The 24879-nt window shown below is 43.5% G+C and carries 23 protein-coding genes; 5 read left to right on the plus strand and 18 right to left on the minus strand.

Translation table 11 applies throughout. The features are described 5' to 3' along the window. Positions 1–3: 3 nt before the first annotated feature. On the plus strand, positions 4–1068 hold the full coding sequence (locus PAEAM_RS10985) for a GntR family transcriptional regulator (RefSeq protein ID WP_017688249.1): 1065 nt from the start codon (positions 4–6) through the stop codon (positions 1066–1068). 187 nt (positions 1069–1255) lie between these two features. Here the strand turns inward: PAEAM_RS10985 and PAEAM_RS10990 are convergent, their stop codons facing one another. The 4 genes from PAEAM_RS10990 to PAEAM_RS11000 all read right to left on the minus strand — a co-directional run bounded on the left by PAEAM_RS10990 (position 1256) and on the right by PAEAM_RS11000 (position 5466). After that, a complete protein-coding gene (locus tag PAEAM_RS10990; protein WP_100527511.1) occupies positions 1256–2092 on the minus strand; it encodes a class I SAM-dependent methyltransferase in 837 nt (278 codons plus the stop codon). 527 nt (positions 2093–2619) lie between these two features. Next, on the minus strand, positions 2620–2757 hold the full coding sequence (locus tag PAEAM_RS31555) for a paeninodin family lasso peptide (RefSeq protein WP_106427116.1): 138 nt from the start codon (positions 2755–2757) through the stop codon (positions 2620–2622). 599 nt (positions 2758–3356) lie between these two features. Further along, positions 3357–4352 carry a glycoside hydrolase family 43 protein gene (locus PAEAM_RS10995; RefSeq protein ID WP_100527512.1) on the minus strand — a complete coding sequence of 332 codons (996 nt, stop codon included), beginning with the start codon at positions 4350–4352 and terminating at the stop codon, positions 3357–3359. 424 nt (positions 4353–4776) lie between these two features. Continuing rightward, on the minus strand, positions 4777–5466 hold the full coding sequence (locus PAEAM_RS11000; protein WP_100527513.1) for an SDR family NAD(P)-dependent oxidoreductase: 690 nt from the start codon (positions 5464–5466) through the stop codon (positions 4777–4779). A gap of 157 nt (positions 5467–5623) precedes the next feature. Between PAEAM_RS11000 and PAEAM_RS11005 the strand changes: the two genes are divergently transcribed. After that, entirely contained in the window at positions 5624–6208 is a 585-nt protein-coding gene (locus PAEAM_RS11005) for a TetR/AcrR family transcriptional regulator (RefSeq protein WP_051447337.1), read from the plus strand. 648 nt (positions 6209–6856) lie between these two features. On the opposite strand, the gene PAEAM_RS11010 is transcribed toward PAEAM_RS11005, so the two are convergent. Together PAEAM_RS11010 and PAEAM_RS11015 are read right to left on the minus strand one after the other, a co-directional pair. Further along, positions 6857–7816: an L-threonine 3-dehydrogenase gene (locus PAEAM_RS11010; RefSeq protein WP_076250511.1), complete on the minus strand. Its 960-nt coding sequence runs from the start codon at positions 7814–7816 to the stop codon at positions 6857–6859. Positions 7817–7853: 37 nt separating this feature from the next. Further along, positions 7854–9044, minus strand: coding sequence for a glycine C-acetyltransferase (locus PAEAM_RS11015; protein WP_036673649.1), 1191 nt, complete (start codon positions 9042–9044; stop codon positions 7854–7856). Positions 9045–9344: 300 nt separating this feature from the next. On the opposite strand from PAEAM_RS11015, the gene PAEAM_RS11020 reads away from it, so the two are divergent. Continuing rightward, positions 9345–9545 (plus strand): hypothetical protein, encoded by a 201-nt coding sequence (locus tag PAEAM_RS11020; RefSeq protein ID WP_100527514.1) that lies wholly within the window; start codon positions 9345–9347, stop codon positions 9543–9545. Between the two features lie 668 nt (positions 9546–10213). On the opposite strand, the gene PAEAM_RS11025 is transcribed toward PAEAM_RS11020, so the two are convergent. The 9 genes from PAEAM_RS11025 to PAEAM_RS11070 form a co-directional block, all read right to left on the minus strand. Beyond that, positions 10214–10978, minus strand: coding sequence for an AAA family ATPase (locus tag PAEAM_RS11025; RefSeq protein ID WP_430213944.1), 765 nt, complete (start codon positions 10976–10978; stop codon positions 10214–10216). A 174-nt stretch (positions 10979–11152) separates the two neighbouring features. Beyond that, complete coding sequence (locus tag PAEAM_RS11030; protein WP_100527515.1) at positions 11153–11593, minus strand: hypothetical protein; 441 nt, start codon at positions 11591–11593, stop codon at positions 11153–11155. Further along, positions 11594–11800, minus strand: coding sequence for a helix-turn-helix transcriptional regulator (locus tag PAEAM_RS11035; RefSeq protein ID WP_036613900.1), 207 nt, complete (start codon positions 11798–11800; stop codon positions 11594–11596). Positions 11801–12124: 324 nt separating this feature from the next. Then, on the minus strand, positions 12125–12562 hold the full coding sequence (locus PAEAM_RS11045; protein ID WP_100527516.1) for an Imm26 family immunity protein: 438 nt from the start codon (positions 12560–12562) through the stop codon (positions 12125–12127). A gap of 32 nt (positions 12563–12594) precedes the next feature. Next, positions 12595–12969 (minus strand): DUF2750 domain-containing protein, encoded by a 375-nt coding sequence (locus PAEAM_RS11050; protein ID WP_100527517.1) that lies wholly within the window; start codon positions 12967–12969, stop codon positions 12595–12597. 202 nt (positions 12970–13171) lie between these two features. Next, entirely contained in the window at positions 13172–15220 is a 2049-nt protein-coding gene (locus tag PAEAM_RS11055; protein WP_243391301.1) for a glycoside hydrolase family 16 protein, read from the minus strand. A 153-nt stretch (positions 15221–15373) separates the two neighbouring features. Then, positions 15374–16915 (minus strand): response regulator, encoded by a 1542-nt coding sequence (locus PAEAM_RS11060; RefSeq protein WP_100527518.1) that lies wholly within the window; start codon positions 16913–16915, stop codon positions 15374–15376. Positions 16916–16918: 3 nt separating this feature from the next. After that, a complete protein-coding gene (locus PAEAM_RS11065) occupies positions 16919–18736 on the minus strand; it encodes a sensor histidine kinase (RefSeq protein ID WP_165789876.1) in 1818 nt (605 codons plus the stop codon). A 95-nt stretch (positions 18737–18831) separates the two neighbouring features. Further along, the gene (locus PAEAM_RS11070) at positions 18832–20484 is read right to left on the minus strand and encodes an extracellular solute-binding protein (protein WP_243391327.1); all 1653 of its coding nucleotides are present in this window, start codon (positions 20482–20484) and stop codon (positions 18832–18834) included. A 198-nt stretch (positions 20485–20682) separates the two neighbouring features. Here PAEAM_RS11070 and PAEAM_RS11075 point away from each other — a divergent pair, with 198 nt between their 5' ends. Beyond that, positions 20683–20940 carry a GlsB/YeaQ/YmgE family stress response membrane protein gene (locus PAEAM_RS11075; RefSeq protein WP_074095306.1) on the plus strand — a complete coding sequence of 86 codons (258 nt, stop codon included), beginning with the start codon at positions 20683–20685 and terminating at the stop codon, positions 20938–20940. Between the two features lie 159 nt (positions 20941–21099). On the opposite strand, the gene PAEAM_RS11080 is transcribed toward PAEAM_RS11075, so the two are convergent. The 3 genes from PAEAM_RS11080 to PAEAM_RS11090 all read right to left on the minus strand — a co-directional run bounded on the left by PAEAM_RS11080 (position 21100) and on the right by PAEAM_RS11090 (position 23336). Beyond that, complete coding sequence (locus PAEAM_RS11080; protein WP_100527521.1) at positions 21100–21891, minus strand: SDR family oxidoreductase; 792 nt, start codon at positions 21889–21891, stop codon at positions 21100–21102. 406 nt (positions 21892–22297) lie between these two features. Then, positions 22298–22744 (minus strand): GNAT family N-acetyltransferase, encoded by a 447-nt coding sequence (locus PAEAM_RS11085; RefSeq protein WP_036673639.1) that lies wholly within the window; start codon positions 22742–22744, stop codon positions 22298–22300. A gap of 163 nt (positions 22745–22907) precedes the next feature. After that, a complete protein-coding gene (locus tag PAEAM_RS11090; protein WP_036613915.1) occupies positions 22908–23336 on the minus strand; it encodes a MarR family winged helix-turn-helix transcriptional regulator in 429 nt (142 codons plus the stop codon). Positions 23337–23502: 166 nt separating this feature from the next. On the opposite strand from PAEAM_RS11090, the gene PAEAM_RS11095 reads away from it, so the two are divergent. Further along, entirely contained in the window at positions 23503–24813 is a 1311-nt protein-coding gene (locus PAEAM_RS11095) for an amidohydrolase family protein (protein WP_100527522.1), read from the plus strand. Positions 24814–24879 lie beyond the last annotated feature (66 nt).

The following is a 24879-nucleotide window of genomic DNA, read 5'->3' on the forward strand; positions in this document are numbered from 1 at the left end:
TCTTTGAAAAAGCTGGCGCTCTACAAACAAATTCGAGAAAATATTATACAGAAAATTAAATCAGGGCAGCTTCGGCCAACGGACCGCATTCCTTCTGAACAAGAACTAATGGACGAATTCAGAGTAAGTAAAATAACCGTCAGGAACGCCCTAACCCTACTAGCTGACGAAGGATTAATTATACGCGTACAAGGCAAAGGCTCATTCGTCTCTTCTAGTCTTGTTGTTTCTAGCATCAATTTCTCGCCATCCCCAAGCAGCGCGTGCTCCATGCCGCTCATCGGCTTCATCATTCCGACGATGAGAACCCGTGTCATTCAGAAGCTCGTTGACTACACGGAACACTTCCTACAAGAAGCCTGCCTCAGCATGGTACTAAGCATCACGCGCGAGTCCTCCTCTATCGAATCAAACGTCATTCGTACACTAACGGAGCTCGGTGTGAAGGGGTTGATCGTTTTTCCAACAGAAGATGAGAAGTATAACGAATCATTACTGCGTCTGTCGCTCGATAAATTCCCGTGTGTGTTCATCGACCGCTATCTGCGCAACATTGAGACGTACACCATTACATCCGACAATTACGGCGGTGCGTATAAAGCTGTATCCCATTTGTTATCCAAGAGTCATCAGCAGATTGCGCTCATCTCACCTGAAAATGCCAATACAGCCGTCGAGGATCGTACGCTCGGCTTTGAGCAGGCGTACACAGATCAAGGCATCTCGATTGACAAGAGCTTGTGGTGTCACATCCCTCTCGACATTCTACGCAGCGAGCAAGCATTGGACTATGTAAGCAACTTCTTGCAGAACCACAGTGGAATTTCGGCAGCCTTTTCCTTGACTGAAGAAACAGCACGCCTTACATCCGCCGCTATCAGTCTTCTGAACGTTCACTCAAATATCGACTTGCTATCTTTTGATAATCCACATCTTTCAGGCGTAGCTTATGTGCAGCAGGATGAACAAGAAATGGCACGAACAGCCGTAAAGCTGTTACGTGAACAAATGGATGATATCTATTCTCCTAAGAACGCCGTTATTCCCGTGCAACTCATCTTCCCTTGACACGACAAACGTTGCAGCCTACACAATGATCTTGTCTTCAGCTTGGGACAAGACTTGGTTCCTAAAAACAAAAAAAGGCACCTCTGTGGAGAGATACCTTTACCTATATTATCCGCAAGACATGTTTCTGGCTGAGCAACGGATAAACATTGAATAATGCTGCAGATTTCAAACACCATAAATAAATTTAGTTGTCATTGTTTACAGCCTCCCTTTTTCGCAGTACCACTACGATATCTGTCTGAGGTACAAATAAATTATAATTCGTTACATGCACTTGTCTCGTTTCGGTTACTGATTCTATCTTTAATTCAGGAGGAAGACAGCGCTCTATGTGAGTAATTAATGTTTCTTTGGTAAATCTCCAAATTACACCATCAATCGAAGAGTTCGCCATATAACCACCGTCCGTTACAGAACCTGAAAGAGACTTGAGAACAACCGGGTCCGCAATAATGATAGATCCACCGTCACGTAACAGTCTGCAGCTCTCTATGAAGGCTTTTTTGTGATAGCGAATGTGATGAAAGCTTCTTGCAAACAAAATCATATCGCAGCTATGATCAGGTAAAGAAGTCGGTTTATCAATGAAAGCATGGATATAAGAATTAAACCTTCCCCACTTCTTTCCAAGTTTTAGAGCATTTATATTCGGATCCATGTTGAGAAAACGAACATCATTCTGCTTGCGAAGATACTTGTTCAATAAACCTGTACCACAGCCCACCTGAAGAACATCGCCCTTTAAAGGGGGTAAAACTTTGTAAACATTACGAGGAATAGGAAAATTTTGAACGTACATGGCCAATTCGTAGAAAATCGGATAACGCTCTTGCAATCGAACCAATTTACTGGTGTAGAAAGGATTCCGCTTTTTGTGACGTTTAAAGTCCCATTTGTTCAAATAGTAGACAGGGGTTAACAGCAAGAACAGAATAATAAAGACACTTTGGACGCTATAAATTCCAAGTTTACTAAAACGATCATTGGAATTATGAGACATCATTTGTTTAGAAGTATTCAAAATGATCACTCCCCTCTCACAACGCTATAAATGGTGTAGAACCTCTTTAACATAATAAACGAATCCAATATATGGTTGAATGCGCCGAAAAATACAGACATACTGTCCGTAAGCAATGCTTCCATCCAAATGACTTACGAAGCGAAGGGAATCTGATCATGCACAATTCAATCGTATTTAGAGAAGAGTACATTTTGACTCCTTCACCCCCGTCCATTTGAAGCTGACAAAAGAAGAGCCGTTTACGATGATGCATCACATGTGTCTCAACCACTGGATTTGAAAGAACAGGTTCCGTTATAATTATGAACTGTCTGTATAAGCCGTTTTTGGAGAAATCATTTTTTCGTGGAGGCCTCAATTGGACAATGTTTGTCGAGCGGCGTAACGAATTTCGCAACGTATTCGAACAAATGTTACATCAACAGGAGGCTGGCTACGTTCTTATCCCTCATCTGAGCATCGAAAAAGCCGCCCGCAGGCGACCTTTTGAGCAAGAATACGATTTTCAATTTGAAGTATGATCATCAGGACGATGGATCATATAGGTCTGCATCATGTTCTTCGATCCAATCAATTTGCCTGAATCCATAGCCAGCCATCGTTTGCTGCACATCCAGCACCTCTAATTCCGGTGCCTGCCAAGGCGTTTTTTTCGTTTCCATCGGTCGTCCCCTCTTTCTACAAAAACTGGAACCAAGATGCGAGCACCCTTACATTACTTGTGCGATACAAACTTTTTTAAGATACGATATGTATCTTTGTGAAAATTATAAGACACAATACGTATCTAAGTAAACAACTATTTCATCCCTTTCTATGGGTTAAGTATTCCCCTGTAGCGCTACTGACCCGAGTTAAAGCCCACTCTCCTCTATATAGCTTTTTTATTTTGATACTCATCTAATCGTTAATCGGACTATTTTCTTGTCCCTCGACAGGAAAAGAAGTTCTCTACTAAAACTCGTCGACACGCGCTTCACGCACTCAACTGGATAAAGCCATTAGGATATATGTGTGTCAACAAAATTCTAATTAAACTAAAAACCTTCTCTCCGAAGGAAAGAAGGCTTTATGTTTAATTAAGATAAATTTATTAATTCAATCAGTATACTGCTGAAGTATTCTTTGTTCAGCAGAGATTTTCTCCAAGTTTGAGTGAAACAACTGATCCTCCTCCTATCAAAAAAGCAGCCCCGTCAGGAGCTGCCTCATGTATTATGCCTTATATTGTAATCTTATCTGTTTCCGCTAACCAGCTAACTTACTCGGCACCCGGATAAGGATTGATCTTCTGGATCGTTCCATCTTCGTTGTAGTTCAGCTCCGAATATTTAACGCAGCGCTTGTGGTTGACGCCTTCCGACAGGGAGCTGTCGTGATAGAACAGATACCACTTGTCTTCAACTTGCACAATGGAGTGATGGGTTGTCCAGCCGATAACCGGAGAGAGAATCTCGCCCTTGAACGTGAATGGTCCCATCGGGTTCTTGCCGATCGCATATACGAGCTTATGCGTGGTTCCTGTAGAGTAGGACAGGTAGTAATAGCCGTTATATTTATGCACCCATGGGCCTTCAAAATATCTCCGTTCCTCATCCCCAGCCAGAATCGGATTCCCGTCTTCATCGACAATCGATATCTCGGCAGGCTTGCCTTGGAAGGACAGCATGTCGTCGCTAAGCAGTGCAACTTGCGGTCCAAGCGCCGGCTGGTCAGGAGCAGGTCCTTCTGCATCTGGCACGAAGCTGTCGGTCTGCCATTTCTCCAACTGGCCACCCCAGAGTCCGCCGAAATAGATGTATGACTGATTGTCGTCATCCACCAGTACGGCCGGATCGATACTGAAGCTGCCTTCCATATAATTCGGTTGCGGCATGAATGGGCCTGCCGGAGACTCTGATGTTGCCACACCCAGACGGAAGATGTCGTCATGATCCCGTGCCGGGAAAAACAGGTAATAGGTATTGTTCTTATAAGCGGCATCTGGTGCCCAGAGCTGCTTGGAGGCCCACGGAATATCTCTCAGATGCAACGCTTCGCCGTGATCAACCACCGGGGAATCGAAGTTGTTCATCGAGAGGACATGATAGTCTTCCATTTTATACTGGTCGCCGTTATCGTTGCTCGGCTCGTCATGATCGAGGTCATGGGAAGGATAGATGTAGATTTTGCCCTCATAGACATGGGCGGACGGGTCAGCAGTGAAGATGTGGGTTACGAGCGGTTGGTGGGGCTTAGGTAGTTGTTGTTGATTCATAAGGCATCTCCTTTGGTATTGGAATAATAGAATCCTTCATATACGGGATTACAGTAATTCATTGATTGCATCCTCAGAATTAAAAGCAAGCGTTTACAATCTCTAATGTTATTGTATAAGCTCCGCTTATTCTTTCCTAGTACACATAATAAAGAACTTCCCCCGAAAAAATGTACAATTCCCGCCCATCTCATAATTCTTATATTCTACAATGAAGTGATCTTTTTTGCGTTGTCTTGTCATCGGTACAAGTTCTTGTCTTTGGCTCGGGACAAGAACTTGTACCGAAAAACAAAAAAGCCGCTAAATTAGCGGCTTCTTCATCTCTTTCAAGCGTTTCTTAGCACAAAATATATGCCTAGTTCTCAAGCTCATCTACTTGGTTAAAACTGTATGTTATGACCTGCTGAAATCATCACCAATGTTAAAACAGAATGGTTTCGGGGGTAACCCCCTTAGGATACTCTTCTTCCCATACGTTTTTCTCTACATAGGCCTGGTACCACATCTCTGCAATTACATCCGGATCATTAATTGCGCCGGTACCTGACTCCTTGATCAATAAACCTAATGAGCGGTGGCCCACAAAAATCCCTTGAGCAGACAATGAAGTATGAAGATTAGCAACATAATTGCGTAACCCTGCAAGAGCAATACCGATATTCCCCATCATGGACACAGGGTACATGGCGGATAATCCTGAGGTAAAGAGCAAGGCTCCCTCTTTCCTAGCGAGCATATCAGGGAGAACAGCATTGACGACATGGATGGCACTAACCACATTCGCCTCAAATGCGTCCCTGGCGTTCTCCGCCGTTAGCTCCAATACAGAAGTGGGAGGATAATTGCCTGCTGTTGGACTGAATTCCAACACATCAATCTGACCATACTTTTCTTTCATGTTGGTCATAGCCTGTTCAATCTGTTCCTTGTTAAAAATATCTGCTACGAAATAAGATGCCTCGATACCATCCGCTTTCAGTTCATCCACCATATCTTGCAGCTTTGCAGCATTTCTTGCAATTAATGCCACTTGGAAGCCGCGCTTGCCAAAGCTCTTCGCAATAGATAATCCTAATCCCTTACCTGCACCAATAATCGCCAGTGTTTTCATTTATGATTCTCCTTTTATGAATGAGTTAGTGAGTTCAATTGACAGTTTTGATTGTAAAACGTACACTTAAACGACTCAATGGTTGATATTGTTCAATATGTTAATTAAACATCACTTTTGATAAATCCGACTATTATTTATGGAGGGGAAGTACGAATTGGGTAAAGATAAAGTAGATCTGCGCATTCTCAAAACGCGGAAAGCCATTAAAGAAGCGTTTCTGAGATTAGTACAAACCAAAGGCTATGAACGAATTACTGTGCAGGACATTGCCAAAGAAGCGATGATAAATCGCAACACATTTTATTTGCACTATGTAGATAAACCTCAATTCATGGAGAAGTTATTTCAGGAAAACGTGGAGAGTTTAAATGCTTGCTTAAGCCTGGAAGTGAGTTCAATTCATGAGATGGATAAAGATATGTTTGCTACCATGTTAAAAACGATTTTCGACGATATTGAAGCCAATATGATATTTTTTAAGACAATGATCACTCAAAATATTTATCCAAACTTCTCCGTATACTTGAAAGAGGCTTTTAAAACGATCATTTTTTCGGGAATCGGCGATCATCGCCACGATGAGAAGATAAAAATTGGCATCGAATACATGATATCTGGATTGGTAGGAGTAATTTGTCTCTGGATAGTTGAACCGGAGAACTACAGGGTAGATAACTTTATCGAGCAACTGAGTGAAATTCACTATTCTAACATGGTTGACTTGCTGAAGGATACTTGATAATAAACTAGTATGATCTGAACAGAAAGGCTATTCTTGCCGAATCTGATCTGGCTCGACTCCCTGCTTAGATCTGTCAGAACTAGGCAGGCATAAAATAATGTTTGCAGTCAGATACGAAGATAACGGTACTGTCCTTACTCCGGCGTTCTCAACGCTTCCAAGTACCATGAGCCTGTCATGAATCCACATGACAATCATATTTGGACACGAACATTTGAATTACTACCTCTGCCAAGAAGCCACAATTCGTGTTCCTAAGCATGAGCGTGAGATACCAAGAGCAATCTACGAAACCGACATCGACGAGTTCGTAAGCACATATTCGCGTCCCGATGGTTGGCGCAGATTGATTGGTCTTTACCGGAAAAACGTTATTTCTAATAAAAAAATCGTTATTCACGCGAATTCTTAAATTCATGTGCTTTTTTCTTGCCACATGATCTTCATCATGATGCTATTTAGATAGATACCTAATTCGAAATGACACAATGTTCTTGTCCTTAAAACAAAAAAAGCCGCTGTAATAGCGACTTTAATGGAACAATGTTCTTGTCCCTCGACAATTTCGTTCTGTTTTTGTTTTTATAAGTTCCCCTTTCTTGCTTTTTTTAGCGATGTCACTCTTCGATCGAATTCATAATAACTTTAAGCCTTGCGAAGCATTTGTCTCTCGCTTAGATGTGAAAGCATATCCTTCGTCATGGCCTTCAGGTCGTAGCGAGCATGAAATCCCCATTCTGTTTTCGCTGCCGTCGCATCAATGGAATGCGGCCAGCTATCGGCAATCGCCTGTCTCTTCGGATCAACGTCATAATCGAGGATAAAGCCGGGAAGCTCATCCCGAATCGCTGCAGCGATCGCCTCTGGATCCACGCTCATTGCGGTGACATTAAATGAATTTCGGTGCATCAACCGGGAAGAATCCGCTTCCATCAAATCGATGATTGCGTTCAGGGCATCCGGCATATACATCATGTCCATGTTTGAGTCCTTGGCGATATAAGATGTATACCGGCCAGCCGTCACGGCTGCGTAATAAATTTCCACGGCGTAATCCGTCGTTCCTCCGCCGGGAGGCGTCATATAAGATATCAAACCCGGGAATCGCAGTCCCCTAGTATCCAGGCCGTATTTGTGAAAATAATAATCACAAAGCAGTTCGCCGGACACTTTGTTCACGCCGTACATCGTATTGGGCCTCTGGATCGTATCCTGAGGGGTATTGTCTTTCGGAGTCAAAGGACCAAAAGATCCAATGGAGCTTGGAGTGAAAAATTGGCAGCCGAGCTCCCTGGATATTTCAAGTGCATTCATCAATCCACCCATATTCAAATTCCAGGCAAGCAGCGGTTTCTCCTCTGCGGTAGCCGACAGCAGCGCAGCCAAATGGATGACGGTATCAACTTCGTACCGCTTGGCGATTTCGAACATCGCCTTATCATTCGTAACGTCCAGCAGCTCGAATGGCCCGGATCGGGTAATTTCGTGGGCTGATGATCTGAGATCCGTAGCAATGACGTGATCCGCACCATAAATTTCACGTAATTTAACAACTAACTCAGAACCGATTTGGCCCAGTGCTCCGGTCACCAAAATCTTGTTCATAAGACATTCCTCCCGAAATGTACTCCCGCGAATGCAGCTAAATCAGCTTCATTTCCTTGCCAACTTTCTCATAAACGGAGATCACCTGATCGAGCATCTCCTTGGTATGGGCAGCTGTCGGCATGTTGCGTATTCTTCCGGTTCCTTTCGGAACCGTCGGAAACAGGATTGCCTTGGCGTAAACTCCTTCTTCATAAAGCCGTTTGCTGAACTGTTGGGTGGTTACTTCATCGCCAATGATACAAGGTGTGATCGGCGTTTCGCTTTGGCCTACATCATATCCAAGCCGGCTCAAGCCATTTTTCAAATCATTGCCGTTCTCCCACAGCTTCTCGATCAGCTCTTTGTCATTCATCAAAATGTCGACAGAAGCGCTGCAAGAAGCGATTGCAGCCGGAGGTAGCGATGTCGAGAACAGAAACGGACGGCTTCTCAGCTTCAACCATTCGATCAGTTGTTTTTTACCCGCCACATAACCGCCGACAACGCCAATCGCCTTGGAAAGAGTACCAATTTGAAAGTCAATGCGGTCGGACAATCCAAAATGCTTCACGGTTCCCGCACCTGCTCCGAGAACGCCCGAACCGTGGGCATCATCCACATAAGTAATCAGATCGAATTCTTCTGCTATTTTCACGATTTCAGGCAGCTTTGCTATATCACCATCCATGGAGAAAACCCCGTCGGTGATGACCATAATTTTATGGTACTGACCGGATTCCTTGGCATCTTTCGCCTGCTGTCTTAAATCATTCATATCCGAATGCTTAAAGCGAATCACCTTGGCTCTCGACAGGCGGCAGCCATCAATAATCGAAGCGTGGTTCAGCTCATCTGATAAAATCGCATCATGCTGGTCCATTACCGCGGATATAGCAGCCATATTGCAGTTAAATCCCGATTGATACACGATAACGGCTTCCGTTTTTTTGAAACGGGCCAGTTTTTCTTCAAGCTCAATATGAAGATCCATCGTACCATTAATTGTTCTCACAGCCCCTGCGCCTGCCCCGTATGTCTGCGACGCCTTAACTGAAGCATCAATCAGGCGGTGATCTGTTGCCAGTCCCAAATAGTTATTGGAAGACAAATTGATTAAGGACTTTCCGTCGATACGAATAACAGGACCATTTGCACCCTGCAGCGTATCGATGACGTTATATAGACCTTTAGTCTTTAGATCTTCGATGTTCGAACTTAAAAATTGGTCCAATGCTTGACTTGACATTCCATTCCCTCCTCGATATACGCATGTCCTCGTACAGGAGACACAGTACTATTCGAAAAAACCCTGTTATAAAAGGAAATAAACTAAATTCAATGTATCATCATTTTTATTTTTTGTACACATGTGGCGGACAAAAAAATAAAAAAATCCGCAAAAATACATAGCGATTGCTTCCCCATTCTCGGAAGCAATCGCTACTAAATCTTTGCTATACTTTTTGTTACATTCTATACTAATTCATCATGTGTTAAACTATTATTATGCAATGAGAAACTCTATTTCAACCTGTGAGGTGATTTGATGAACAAGATTTTAGCGATCTCGATTTTGGGAATGGGTTTAACAGGTGCTGTTTTAATCATCTCAATTGCTCTGTTGTTTAACCCCCCAATAGGAAGTGTGTTGAAGATGGTTACTGCTGCTTCAACATTATCTTTTATTATATTTGCTGTTTCGGCTTTGATATTTCGTCGGCGATTTGATGATGAAAATAGAGAATAGTATATTTATACTTCCTCGATTTAGGACGAATGCTTCGCAGTTGCAATCCTAACAATGTTTCTGCTTATCTTCAGAAAATAATGAAACATGCATTCCCCCCCTACAAGCACCCATGCCAGAAAATAGAATCTTCTGTTTTAAAATATATAGAGGCAGCGGTTTTCTATACCTTGTTTTTCCATAACAGTCCAATATAGTTGTACCGTTCTTCCTGTTCGATCCGTTGTTTCTCTGTGTAGAGCGTTTGAATGGTTCTACAAAGTCACTTCTACTAAGCTTACAGCATGTAGATACTCAGCATCACCAAAATTACCGATCGGACTGTGAAAAATAAAAACGTCACTTTGTTGGGCAACACCCACTGTTTTCCCTTTATATCCAGGTACGTGATCGCTGACCTGCACTTGGGGCGTCCTAGTCTACGGAGGAGCCCTTTTTCGTGATTTAAATACTCATACGTAAACATATACAAAAAAGGATCGTTAGCATTTCTGCAACGATCCCTGTTGTCAGTCCGCTAGTTGAAATCAGCAGATGATCAATTTGATGCCTTATTAAGTTTGATTAAGCTAACGTTTCCCGTTAGCTTAATCTCGACAATAGATCGCTTTCTTTGTAACGATCTCTCTTAAGCTTTTAGATTCCATAGGATAGTAGTGGAATTAATCTTAAGCTTCTTCAAATAACTCTCTGAGCATCCGATCCTTGTTATTTACAAACTCTTTCATAATCATATAATGGTCGGTTTCTTCCAATACTTGGACCTCGATACCATCCGGCTTCAGATTGTAAATAATCGAATCTGGATATGCCATAAGGATTGGGGAATGGGTCGCAATTATAAATTGAGAGTTTTGCAAAACAAGTTCATGGATTCGTGTCAGCATCGCCATTTGGCGAAGGGGAGACAATGCAGCCTCAGGCTCATCCAGTATATATAATCCCTTCTCCCCGAACCGATGAATGAAAGTGGAAAAGAACGACTCTCCGTGCGATTGCTCATGCAAGGACTTGCCACCGTAAGATTCTATAATAGGGCGAGCGAATGATGGTTGGCTGTCCAACTCATCGATCGTTGTGGCTAAATTATAATAACTTTCTGCCCGGAAAAAGAAGCCATCCCTCGGGCGTCGCGGACCTCTGATCAATTGTATATATTCATATAAGCTCGAGTGAGTAGCCTGGGTTGAAAAGGAAAAGTTGATCGTCCCACCCTCCGGGTTAAATCCCCATGCGACAGCAATGGACTCCATCAGTGTTGATTTGCCCATCCCATTTTCACCTACGATATAGGTTACCTTGGGGTGAAAATCAAGAGTATTTAGGTTTCGAATGACCGCCAAATCAAAGGGGTAACGATTATAGGTGGGTACTTGTTGCCTCTTAAGCTGAATTTGTCGTAAATAGGGATGCTGTATATTAATATAGTTCACTCCCTTTTAAAACTTTGATCGTTATGCTTACCTTTTTTTGGAAAACACTGACTGATGTTTGTCTCAAGCTTTAGTTTACTCCATCAAACAAATAATACCATATACCGAAAATAACCTGTCCGTAAATCGATATCCGGTAAACATTCACCTCTCTCCACTGCTTTGATCTAAACCTTAAATTTTTCTCGCATAAAACATCCACAGTGCAAAAAATACGATTAAAACAAATAATAAGCAAGTTAGTAAGGTATAGAATATCAAGGGATTAAAGAAACCGGCGATCACGGAGGCGATGCCCATACCAATGAGAATGATTGCTGTGCTGAGTGTGCCGGCTCTCTGGAGTATCATTACACTCCGCTCGTCATTCTCCTCAATATACTGCTTCTTCAGCTCGGCTTCATTATTACTGGCTTTTATATACCTGACTAGGAAAAAAGCGACGGCCACTTCAACCCCGATAAAAGCGCCTGTGTGAAATCCCTTTATAAAACTAGGTAAATCGGGTAGTCCACCTCGGTAAAATATAAGTCCTACATAGATCAATAGGGTAGCAGTGGCTACCAGTGACAGTACGTTTTTGCGAGTTTTTATTTTAATCTTGTACTTGTCCATTTACATTTCCTCCACTTCGCTGAAATCAAAAACATCTTCAATGGCGAGTCCAAAAAAATTGGCAATTTTGTAAGCAAGAATAAGGGAAGCCGTGTATTTTCCCCTTTCAAGAGAGGTAATGGTTTGCCGGGTAACACCAACAATTCGTCCCAGCTCTTCCTGTGACAGCTTATGCTGCTTACGCAGTTCTGCAATTCTTGTCTTCAAGTGATCACGTCCTTGCAATGTTTACTTTGCATTTTTAGCATAGTTCACTTTGCATTATGTGTCAAGTTCACTTTGCATTTTTACTTACCTCTGAATGCAAAACAAGCTAAGCCCCTCTTTGTAAAAGGAGGGCTTGGCTCGGTTGATTTTTGATTATATAAGATGCCAGAAGAGTTTACTTAAACAGAGCAAATGGTTGAAGCGCTTGGTGTTACCCCTATAGAAACGTATGTAGGCCGTGACTTAATGTTTGTATTGGAAAGTGAAAAAGCGGTTCAAACTGCTACACCTGATCTCTGGAACCATAGATGGTATACTCGTACACTATTTATTCGGGTCTCGGTGCCACTTATCATCTCCCATTATTCTATCAACAATATGATGGGCTTCCCAAGCAGCCGCCATCTCTAACCCTTCACATTCTTCGCGAGTAGAAGGTCTAATCTCTCCCAAATGATATATTTCATACCCTCCTGATATCCTATCAATGATACAGGCAGGTGGGGGCCATGCCTCTTCTTCATCCGGGAATGGACGATTCTCAATGACCGGCCAATTGCCTGATTTCAGTACATCATCATATACACCCACGATAAATTGGTATTCCTCTTCTTGAGGTATCTCTTCTATCGTGTCACTTATCACATTATAGATTGCAATGCTGGCATCTTTAAGCCTTTTCCCAAAGGCAAACTTACCGTTAGGCAGAGGTATAGCGTAGATATCACCCAATTTTATTCGTTTACGTCTCGTATTTTTCACGGTTTTCCAAACTCCTTCGTTGAGGTTTTAAGTTAGTATTTTTCAAGTCCTGTCTTTAAATCCTCAATTAGTATATCGACTTCTAATACAGCAGAATCAGCATTATTTAAGAATATTGAAGGTTTAAAACCCTCTTTTTTTAAATTGGGTAGAAAATCGTCTATGAACTCGTACAAATCCATACGTTTACTTGAGTAAATTTCCCAACCATCAGTTGCACAGTATTCCGCGAATTCTTTCTTAGGCCAAAATGGAAGTAATTTATTACCTTTATCATCTTCAGTAACTGACCAACCATTCTCATAAAGCCCCCACACTTCTTCTGAATCCACTACTTTTTTGATGAAGTATTCATAACGAATATTTGCAGGGAGATTGATGACTGATTCAAATTCTTTCTGATTCATATTTCCTCCTAATGTTCATGTCCTTCGACAAGAGTTGCAGCCGATGAACTACATTATCAATTCTAAAATTAAACGACCGATTCCCAGGTAAAAATATTGGGAATCGGTCGTAAGCCAATTATAGAGTATGAGATTTCAGGATCTCCGGTTTGCCCAGCATCTGTTCCATCTGATCTTCATTCGCTCTATCCGAAATCGCAAATTACTGTTCTTTATACACGCGCACATAATCCACTTGCATCGTCGCCGGGATATCGGAGGCGTTCGGAGTACGGCCGCCGTCAAAGTTTCCGCCGACTGCCAAATTCATAATGAGGTAGAACGGCTCATCAAAAGGTGCATTCGGATTATTCGGTGCAGCTGCGGAATACCACTGCTCGTTAGTGACTTTATAGTAAAACTTGCCGTCTACATACCATTTAATGTTGTCCTCTTCCCAGACTACCGAGTATACATGATAATCATTGGCAAAAGTTTGCCCCTCCGGGAAGTGATAATCGCCGCCGGAATACTGGTTCCCGGGCCATTGTCCACCAAAGTGTATGGTACCGCTTACTGATCCAGGCAGACGGCCTCTCGCTTCCATAACATCAATTTCACCTGATGCAGCCCAAGTGCCGTATACTGAATCTTTTGGAAGCATCCACAGTGCTGGCCATACACCATCACCTGTAGGAAGCTTGGCACGAAAATCGACTCTGCCGTATTTCAAGGACAGCTTATCCTTGGTGTTAATCTTTCCCGAAGAATACTGTGCATACCGATTCGGGTCTTGTGGGAAAGATTTGCTGTCGTTCATGGCTTTGATATTCAGCTTCCCGTCCTGTACATAAACATTTTGAGTGCTGTTTGTGTAGTGCTGCAGTTCTGCATTTCCCCATCCCCAAGTACCGGGATCGTTATTGAGATAATATCCTGTTTCATAGTTCCATTTATTTGTATCCAGCGTAGTTCCATTGAATTCATCCTGCCAAATGAGGTTCATGCCCGCGATTGCCGGGTCGGTTGGCGTTCCGATTGAGATATCCTCTTGATCGAATACATCCGGACGCGGAGCATTTGGATTGCCGATGAAGGTATAGTTGACGAAGTTGTTGCCAATATTTCCACCCGCCTGTCCGTTCAGCGGATATCCGATACGGATCTGCATATTTTCTTGGATTGGCTGGAACCAAAGACCATAGATATAATCGGCCCAGTAACCCCACTGGTTGGCATCGGACATATTGTTATACCCATTAGCGGAGTATGCAAATTTGCTCTGGCTGGAGTTACTCAAATCAACCCATTGCCCATTCATGTTAATCTGGTATACAAAATTGCCTAGTTCCTTGGCGATTGGCGCCCCCCCATCAATTTTGGGAAGCGGAACCCCGATGGAACCATTCGCATCTGCTGTGAAGGTTGTTCCTTCGTATGGCGTAATAACATATGAATTTCTTGTAGGTTCATTAAACGTAATGGTATAAACAAGATTAGCCGAAGAAGTCTTTGATTCCAATTTGACATTGATCGATTCCGTTACGTTAAACCAGTAGCCTCCTCCACCGTCGGTGAATTGGCCAAAGTTGTGATCGTAGATCCAGCCGCTGGCTGCGTTATTGTCAATATCAATCCAGGTGCTGCTGTTTACAGGTTTGACATACACCTTCAAATCATCCGCAACAGCTTCATAAGTGACCGCAGGATTATTGTTGAACGTTGGATATGTAAAGCCTGCACCGCCTGTGAAACTTGCTGTGATTTGTGGACCTTGTGTTGGATTCATCGCGGTGATAGTTGTTTTGTTGATGTTTTGGAATACAAGTTGATACTCCAGCTTAACACCATTCGCTTTGGAGTACAGTTGAATCTCAGTTGTTGCGGAGAGGGTGAACCAATAACCATTGAAGCCGCCATCGCTCCAGTGCCCCCAGTTTTGGTTATAGATATAACCGCCTGCCTGGTCGATATCAACCCAGTTGTTGCCCACTTTTACATTCACGCCGACATCACTGTGAACATCATTCCATGTCGCGGAGCCTCCATTGAACTTAGGCATAACAAATCCGTAGCTGGCCTTGCCAACCCCTGATTTTGAAATAACAGGCCCGTCTGCTGGTGAGAAGTACTCCATTGAGGTTACGGTAGTTCCCGCTGCCTGAACCTTTGAAGCTGGCAGTATGCCAATACTAGTCAGCATCACAACCACAAGGAACATACCGAGTACCTTTTTCATAAACCGTTTCGCCGCAAAGTGAGATGGTTTCATGATAGTCCTCCTTTAATAAAATATTAGCTTCTCCCAATCCATGCGCATTAAGGAAATCGCTTACATGAAGGGGTATCTTTATTCTATCGAATAGATTAATTCGCTGAAAAGGTACAATTGTTTTTGTGGTATCCCATTTTTTTGGCTTTTGATTCATTCTGCCTTCTGCCGCATCATCTGTCGGTACTCTGTGGGTTGGATCTGCATCGCAAGTCGGAACGCGCGTGTAAAGCTTTTATAGCTTTCATAGCCAACCATAGCAGCCACCTCCACAATTTTATGATCGGTTTCGGCGAGAAGCCGCCGCGCTTTATCCAGACGCACATCTCGTAGGTATTCAGCAAAACCTTTACCAATATTCTTCTTAAACAGATTTGAAAAATAAGCATAATTAAGCGATACATGATTGGATACCATCGCGAGGTCCAGCGGTTTGTGGTAACTCTCGTGTATAAAACGAATGGCTTCATTTAGATCCTGCGAATGGCGATAGCTGCACTTATAGTCATAATATAACTGATTCAGCCGAAGCAGCTGCTGTTGCAGTGCTTGTAGATACTCACGTATCCCTTGATAATCAAAGAGATTACGCAAGGATTCAAGATCCAGCACTTCTTCCCCCATATAAGGGTGGATAACTCGTTGGTATTCCTCCATCATCTGAACGGTGGCGGCGCAGAGCTGTTGGGTATAGCGAATAGGATAACGTTGCAGCACCTTTTTGTGAAATATTGCAGAAATACCCTGAGTAATTGTTCCGCTGTTATCTGTTCCAATCGACTGGAACAGTTCATATAAGTCTTCATAGGGCAGTTGCCACTGCTGTTCCATATGCTCAATATGTGCTGGGGAGATACTGTACTGATCAGGAAACAGGTAACTGTGGCGATAGAGCTCAAGCACTTGGGTATAGCTGTCGGGTAGTTCTTTTAACCCCTGCATCGGGTTAGTCATGGCCGTTATGGCATTGATCTTTCCTTCCTTGAGCGCTGCAGGCAAAACACTTGAATCTATGGACGCATCCACCGCAAGGATCAGGTATGGGCGATGCTGCAGGCAAATACAACCTTGTCTGCCAAACACACGACAAGCAATGGCTTCCATACTATGAGCGCTGCTGGCTCCGGGCTGGTTCATGTAAACTTCTTCCCGCAGCAGGGCTAGGCGATAATTACGCCATAACGCATCTTGTTGTTCCTCAATCTGAAGGATCCATGTGTCATCACTTAACGCACCTTGCATAAACATTCTTAATTCTTTACGATCGGTCTCTTGGGCGAGGCGGGATACACGCTGCATATTATGTGTAAGTGCCTGCCGTGTCTGGATCTCTTGCCATATTTGCTCCAGGGAATGTTGCAGATCCTCTCGCTTCAAAGGTTTGAGCAAGTAACCCTTTGCCCCAAGCCCGATCGCTTTTTGGGCATATGTAAAATCACTATAACCACTGATAATGAGGTATTCCACATCCCTGTATTCCTCTTTGGTTTGAGCCATGAGCGTCAACCCATCCATATCGGGCATCATAATATCGGTAATAACGATGTGAATGCAATGCAGCTGCAATAGGGACAGCGCCTCAATCCCACTCGCGGCACAGTATATGTTGTTCAGCTCCAGAGGAAATTGATGCAGCATGGCCTGCAGGCCGTCACGAATGTGTTTTTGATCGTCCACAATCAGGATATTAATCATGCTCTACCACCCTCCAAGATTTACATTTTCCCAAGGCAAGCGTATCGTTACACAGGTATATGCACCTTGAACACTATCAATCCAAAGACCGCAATTCTTGCCATAATGAAGCTGTAATCGCTTATTCACGTTTTCCAAACCAAGTCCGCTCCTGCTAGTAACCATCGGTGTATCCGATTCGCTCCTCAGTACTGCCTGAAGACGGTGTAACATCTCAGGCTCTAACCCCTTTCCGTCATCTCTTATGTTAATGAAAAGCAGACTGTCATTCTCCACAGAAAAGGTAATCTCTATAGTTACCCTGCCGCCTGAAGGTTCCCCGTGATGAACTACATTTTCAACGATGGGCTGCATACACATCTTGGGAATGGCGTAGCGAAGTATCTCCTGAGGAAGATCCGCCGTCACAACGATACTGCCGCCTTCCATAAAGTTGATAAATTCAATATAACTTTGGATATTGGCAAGCTCCTCACGAAAAGCAACGGTATCGCTACGCCACTGCATGCTGTAACGTAGCTGCGAGCCCAACGACACCAATGAATTGGCTATAGCAGGCTGCTTCTGTACCTCTGCCACCATACGGATCGATTCCAGGGCGTTATATAAAAAATGAGAATTAATCTGCGAATGTAGCGAGTGCAACTGTGCGTTTTTGGCAATTAACTGTTTATCCACGACCTGTGTCATTAGACGTTTGACCTCATGTAACATTTTATTGTAATTCACCGCCACCTCATCGATTTCATCCCCTCTTTCGTTCTCATCAAGGCCTGTATCAATCATTGCATCCAGCTCGCCTTTCCGTACCTGACGCATGGATACCAGTACGCTGTCCAACCGCCGGAAAATACGCCGTGTCGTTTGGGATACGAGTAGCATAATCAGCAGCAATACACATAATGTAATCGTTACCACAAATGCATACCAACTGCGCGGCCCCTTCATCAATGCCTGATGGGAAGCAATCTCGACCACATAAGTGTTCAACGGAGCGATGTATCGATACAATGCATAGAAGCTCTGATCTCCCACCTTAACCTGAAGCGGGCTTTCCTCCGGTAATATATCCAGCTGGTGATGAATACTGCCAAGGATCTCCTCCATCCCCTGCCCGTACTTCTCAGAAAACTCATGCTGGGGATTGTAAACATACTGGGGAGGATCACTTGCGTTCATCAACACCGAAAAGAAGTCCCCCTTGCTCTCCTGGAGAAGGTCGCTGAAAAACATGCTGTGCGGGACTCGCACTTCCATAATACTAGGGCGTTTTTGTTCCTGCCCTTGAAGGCGAACCAGACGATAGTAGGATAATGTGTGTTCACCATCCCTAAAAGAAAATAAACGGTAAGCCGCACCACCTTCGTCCCGAAGCTTTACCCAATAATCCTGCGGCCAAAATTTCTTATAATGATAGATTTCAGGCCAGATTTCATACAAGTTTGGGTTATCGACGTAAAAGCTAAGCTCACTGATCATCGCATTGCTTTGAATGATATTAAGCATTTGCTCAAACTGGTTCTGCTTAAACTTCACCAGACGCAGTCCATCCACAAGCATATTGGAATGAATAAAATCCACAAATGACTTTTGAGTAAGGGCTGTATTGGAAACGTTCTCAATCATATCCATTCTTCTGCGCAATTGTTCATTCAGCCATGAAACGTGGCTGTTGCCCGTTGCCATAGCATCCTTATATAGCTGGGTTTCTTGCATGCGGATATACACAAAGGATATCAAAATAACAGGTATGGCAATCATCAGGCTAAATGCCAGAAACAGCTTTTGGGATATACGGGCATTGCGATAAAGCTTCCTCAATCTCGTTAGTAGGTATTTCATTCTGATGTATTCACCACCTTTGGTTATACCATATATTACTAGTTAGCTGATAATTAACAATGTAGTAGGAATGGTTATCTGGCTATCTTGGCTTTTCGCAGTTCCAGTTCAGCCTGGCGATATTCCATCACCTGGTTAAAGCCGTAGTTCACACGACGTATCAGAAAATTCTCAAAAATTTTGTCAAAGGCAGCTTCATCCTTCGCTGTAATCAGTTCTGGCAACACTTCTTCCCAGTTCTGAGAAATACGTGACCAGGCTAACGCGATATCGGAATCCCCTATAGGATCTAGTCCCTTATAGATGCCGCTGTCCAGGTCGGCCTGTTGGTTGGCGAACTCCTCCATTTGCTTAATGGATGGGGCATTCTCTGGTCTCCACTTGTTAACGAAAGCAGGGTTTCGCAGCATCCAGTAGGTATCCATAATGCCATATTCCTTTTCCAGCCGCTCCCTATCCGTGTCATGCAACTGAACCATTGCCGCCGTCAACTGTGGTTTGCCGTTTTTCATCTCCCAGGTTTCACCTTCTTTGCCCAAAAATAAATCCCTTTGGCCTTCTTCGCTGGCCAGATAGGTCAAAAATCGAATGGCCCGTTCAGGGTTTTCCGTGGATTTGCTAATCAACGTAACCATCCAGCCATCCATGCTGCCGGGAAACAGTTTGGCGGATTCTCCCCTGCTGCTCCGGGGTCCATCTACAGCAATATAGTATGAATTCTGATTCGTAAGGACTTCCAATTTCGAATTAAGGTCCGATATGTCTGTCCATTCCCGAATCATCATAAAATATTGGGCTTGGTTGGTTTTTTCCTGCACCTGTGCACTGGAGTCGACCAGAAAATCAACATTAATCAGGCCCTGCTCGTAAGCGATACGAAATGTTTTCAGCCACTCAATATAATCCGGATCTGTCATTCGGTCGTATACTTTACCGTTCTGTTCATGGGGGATCGCAAGCAGATTTTGCAAATATTCGGTCATCCCATAGGATGCATTCCCCTGTGCCCAAAACGGACTGATCAGCTGACCTTTATAAACAGAATATTGATTCTTCAGCAATTGCAATGCATTTAGAAAACCTTTCGGTGTGGTAAGGTCCGGTTTGCCCATCGACTCATACAGATCTTTTCGTACGAGAAAGGTTTGGTTCGCTCCCGTCAAGCCGGTTGAACGCATCTGTTCGGGACTGTACGCATCATTGGGGATGACATAGGTATGGCCGTCTTCCTGCCGATACCATTGTAGAGAACCATCACCTGCTACCTTGTAAAAGTAAGGATCGTACTTGTTTGCTAGCTCATCCAAGGCATAGATGAGATTACTCTCCCGAAGTTTGTTAACCGCACTCTCCCAGGAGCCGATAGTTATCAGATCCGGCAGACTACCGGTCGTCAACATTCGTGATAACATCTCGCTTGGTTCACCAGTTGATACTTCAAATTCGATATTGACCCCTGTTTTTTGGGTGACATATTTGGAAGTCAGGCTCTCACCCCAAGTATGCCCGTACCATTCGGCTCCAACGAACCACGTTAGATTCACGGGGGTGGTATCCAGCTTCCATGATGGTTCTTCTAGATTCAGATTAAGGCTCTGTATCTGCTCCGTGACGTCAGCCTTTGTCGAAGCACCCCTATCTTCCGATTGCTCTGACTCAGAACAAGCAGACAAGCCTGACATCAGAAACATCATCAACAAGGCTGTAATAAAAGGACTTCGAAACATAAACACCTGAGCGCCTCCTTTCTATACTGGCCATCTCCATCCCCATCTGCACCAGCATTCATACTAGTGGTGGTACAACCGATTTTACTACCCTTGGATTAAAATGGAAATGGTTTAGTGGTCGATTCGCAGATGATCCGCAACATTCCCCCTAACGAAACATAACTTGTAATAAACCAATAGAAGGGGGACCAATTCGTGTATTTAATCTGGATACTTATTGTCGGTGGGCTAATTGGCTGGTTAAGCGGAAATCTGATTGGACGGGACGTACCGGGAGGTGTACTCGGCAATATCATTGCTGGCTTTGTTGGATCGTGGTTAGGGTATGAACTGTTGGGACCGAGGGGGCCGGTGGTGGGTGGATTTCATATCATACCCGCGATCGTCGGGTCAATCATTGCTCTCTTGATTTTCTATGCTCTGGCGCGCGGTGGAGCGTTCCGAAGACGTTAACAGGCGGAGACGACAAGTTTTACCCAATTGATTGGGTATTGACGTAAAGCTTCTTTCGCCACCGTTGCATCATCTTCTTCACAAAGCGTAGTTTCCACCCGGTAGTCGAATAAAGCCGCCGATCCTGTTGATCGGCGGCCTCCTTTGGTTTTATGGAAATTAGAAACCACCTCTAGAATGAATGATTTGTCCGGTGATCCATTGGGAATCGTCGCTTGCCAGAAAAGCAATCAGACGGGATACATCTTCAGGAAGACCGATCCTGCCCATCGGAAATTCCGGTAGCAAAGCTTTTTTCACTTCTTCTGACATCCAACCCGTATCAGTAGGCCCGGGATCAACCGCATTCACAGTAATGTGAAACGGAGCCAGTTCAGCAGATAGACATTCGGTAAAGGTGGAGACAGCGCCTTTTGTTGCGGCATAAGCGAGATTGCCAGGCATCGGCCCCTTACCTTGACCGGACGTGAGGTTGATGATCCGGCCGCCGCAAAGGTCCTGATGGACGGCCAGTTCAACCTCCAGCATACGCGCAAATTCGGCCGATAGCATGAATGTACCTCGAATGTTCATGGCACAGTGCGCATCGATCAATGATGCATTTAATTGACGGAAATCAGCTGCTACACTGTAGGTAGCGTTGTTGACGAGAATGGTCGGCAGCCCGAGAGCCGATCGGCATGCATCAAGCAGTTGCGCTGGAGAATTGGGATCGGTAAGATCGACCTCCATATGCGCTGCCTTAATGCCATAAGAGCGAAGTTCTTCGGCGAAGAGATCCGGCCAGTTTTTGTCGGCATCCCCCGGATTCTCTGTTTTATCGTAATCGTACAGATGGGTATAGAACACATTAGCGCCTTCTTGTGCCAACGTGCGGCAGACAGCGGTTCCAATACCTCCGGGGCGGCTTGTGCCTGTCACAATAGCGGTTTTTCCGTATAGTTTGGTCATTTTATTACCTCCGTTTAATAAGGGAGGGAGAAAACCATTTTTCATTGGAGATGGAATTATCCTAGGTATAACAAAAAGCGGATACATCAAGTATCCGCGCCCGGGTTTGATTCAAACGGTTCCTCGCGTCCCTTGAATGATTGCGGATCGGCATCACAAACCAGGCGTGTGGTTATAACCAAAACACCAAGTCGAGCGATCCAGTTTAGATAACCATTACAAGGAAGTCCACATTGTCCGGCGAGTCCCCTTTCCTACATCTCCACTTTAAATATTACGAGTCAGACTCAATTACTGTCAAGACAAATACATGGGATTACATTTCCAGTGAAAATGGTTGGGTGGTCAAGCATCCTGCTAACCTGCAGACTGTTCACTTTTTTGAATGTAACTTTATATTCGATTTTTACAACTTCAATTCATATCGTATATCAGGTAAATTCTCTTCATTTTCTTGTCCTCTACCAGTAATTTCAAATCCATTATTCTCATAAAATCTTTGGGCATTTTTATTCACTTCAAATGTATATAAAGTTAATTTTCCATTTGCTTGTGCTTTTGCTTTATTAAGCAAGGTTCGCCCTATTCCATTCCCTTGATAATCAATATGAATATAAAGTTGGCTTATCTCAGTTTCACTATAGGCAATCATTCCAACTACTTTTTCATCAATTAACGCTAAATCTATTTGATACTGTTTAGATAGTATATGATTTAAAAAATATAGATGGTTTTCGAAGCTATGGGTTTCAGCCTGACCAATTGCCCGTTCCTTACTATCTCTCCACATTTTCACTGTATGTTCAGCATACTTGGGATTATAGTTAGATACTTTAATTTCAAGTTTGTTCATTAATATACCGCCTTAAATAGAAAGATTTTCAAACGATGCAGTATTGACTTGAAAAATATCTTCTTGATCCAAGATTTTCGTTCCATTGTAAGTAATAATTCCTGATGAGAAATCAATGTCATCAGTGTTCTATGGCCACCAGTTACCTCTGCCTGCCAGTCTATTATATGCGTTCATTAATTCTGATCAGTAATTTCTTTAAGATTTGCTTCTCCTCGTCATTAAGGGCTTGAACGATTTCATCCTCCACTTTTTGAAATGAGTTATTGAAGTCTTCAATCAAGTCAACCGCTTTTGGTAATACATAAATATTTTTTTGCCGTTCATTATTGGCCGGGATTTTACGTTCGATGAAACCTTTTTGCTCTAGACCTTGAAGCATGCTTGTAACGCTTGCCCCACGCAGATGAAACCGATCTGCAAGATCCTTTTGAATAATATGATTATCTTGATTCTCATAAATATAATCGATTACTTTTCCTTGTTGAGAACTTAATCCTAGCTCTTTTATACTCTCATCCGCTCTTTTCTTTAACTTAAGACCGATAATTTGAAACAACTCCATATAAGGCGTATCTTCTCGGGAAGGCATGACCGTCCATCGTCCCCTCTGTAATTGTTAGGAATCTAATTGTAAGTAGCTAAAATATACAGTGATCCCAGTAGGCTTGTCAAACAAAAGTTAGACTATTGACTGTTAGATATCTAACAGTTATACTGCGAAGTGTTCAGTTACAAACACATTAGGAGGATTTATGATGGAGAAATTAAATCAGAATGCTGGGTCTGAAGAAATTACGGCGATTACAAATGTACGAATCTTTGATGGATATCAAATTATTGCTCCCAGACATATTGTCATTAAAGGGGTTTCCATTATTTCAGTGGGCGGAGACATCCCAAGCGATGCAACAATTATCGATGGAGAAAATGCGACATTAATACCTGGTCTGATTGATGCACATGTCCATACCTCCATTGGTGGATTACGAGATGCCTTAAAATTCGGTGTTACAACAGAACTTGAAATGAACGGCGATTTTACGAAAAGAGGGCGCGAAATTCAGCTAAAAAATGTGGATGACATCGCAGACGTTCGATCTGCTGGTACGGCGATTACCGCTCCTGGTGGGCACCCAGATGAATTACTGCCTGATGGAGATGAAATACCTGAATTCGTATTAAAGGAACTAGAGAAGTTGTCGGAGGAAGACCGGGAAGCAATGTTGGCCGCCTACGCTCACGATCACGACGAAATACCTCAAGTGACGACAGTTGAAGAAGCGATCAAACATGTGCATACCCAAGTGGAGAATGGATCTGACTATATTAAGATCATGATTGAAGAGGGAACGGTCATGGGTGCACCTGGCCTGCCTGTTCTAAGTGACGAGATTCTAAAAACAGCTGTTACTGAAGCCCACAAGTTCGATAAGTTGGTCATTGCCCACGTCTTGACGGCTCTTTCATCGAAAGCAGCCATCGATTTTGGAGTCGACGGTTTGGGCCACTTGTTTATCGACAGACCCGAGTACACGTCCGAATTGGTCAAATCCATAGCTGATTCTGGAGCTTTTGTTACACCGTGCTTGGTGTTGAATTCATCGATTATAGGTAATCCGGCATCAGAATTGGCTAATGATCCACGAGTTCATTCCAAATTAAGTCCTGATTGGATCGATATCTTGAACTCAAGCTTCAATACATTCCCACAAGGCAATATGGAGAACAGCTTTAAGAATCTGATGGATCTTCACCGTGCCGGAGTTGATATTCTTGTAGGGACGGATGTCGCACCGGTTCCCGTTCCGAACCTTGGTGGTCTTGCTCATGGGGCCAGTGTTCATCACGAAATGCAGCTGCTGGTGAAGGCTGGGTTCACTCCGATCGAAGCTCTTCAGTCGGCTACTTCCAAACCGGCCCGTTGCTTTGGTCTACATGATCGTGGCCGGATTACCGAAGGTGCACGTGCTGATCTTATTCTCATAAACGGTGATCCGATCACTAATATTTCAGATACCTTGTCAATCAAATCCGTGTGGTCCAATGGTTCGCAAAAACTAGGCTAAAACTAGTAGTTTATATTTCCTAATTGTAAAATCACTAAGAAGAGGGATTGCAAAATGCAGTCCCTC

Origin of the sequence: Paenibacillus sp. GM1FR (assembly GCF_002803315.1) — a bacterium.
GTDB lineage: Bacteria > Bacillota > Bacilli > Paenibacillales > Paenibacillaceae > Paenibacillus > Paenibacillus amylolyticus.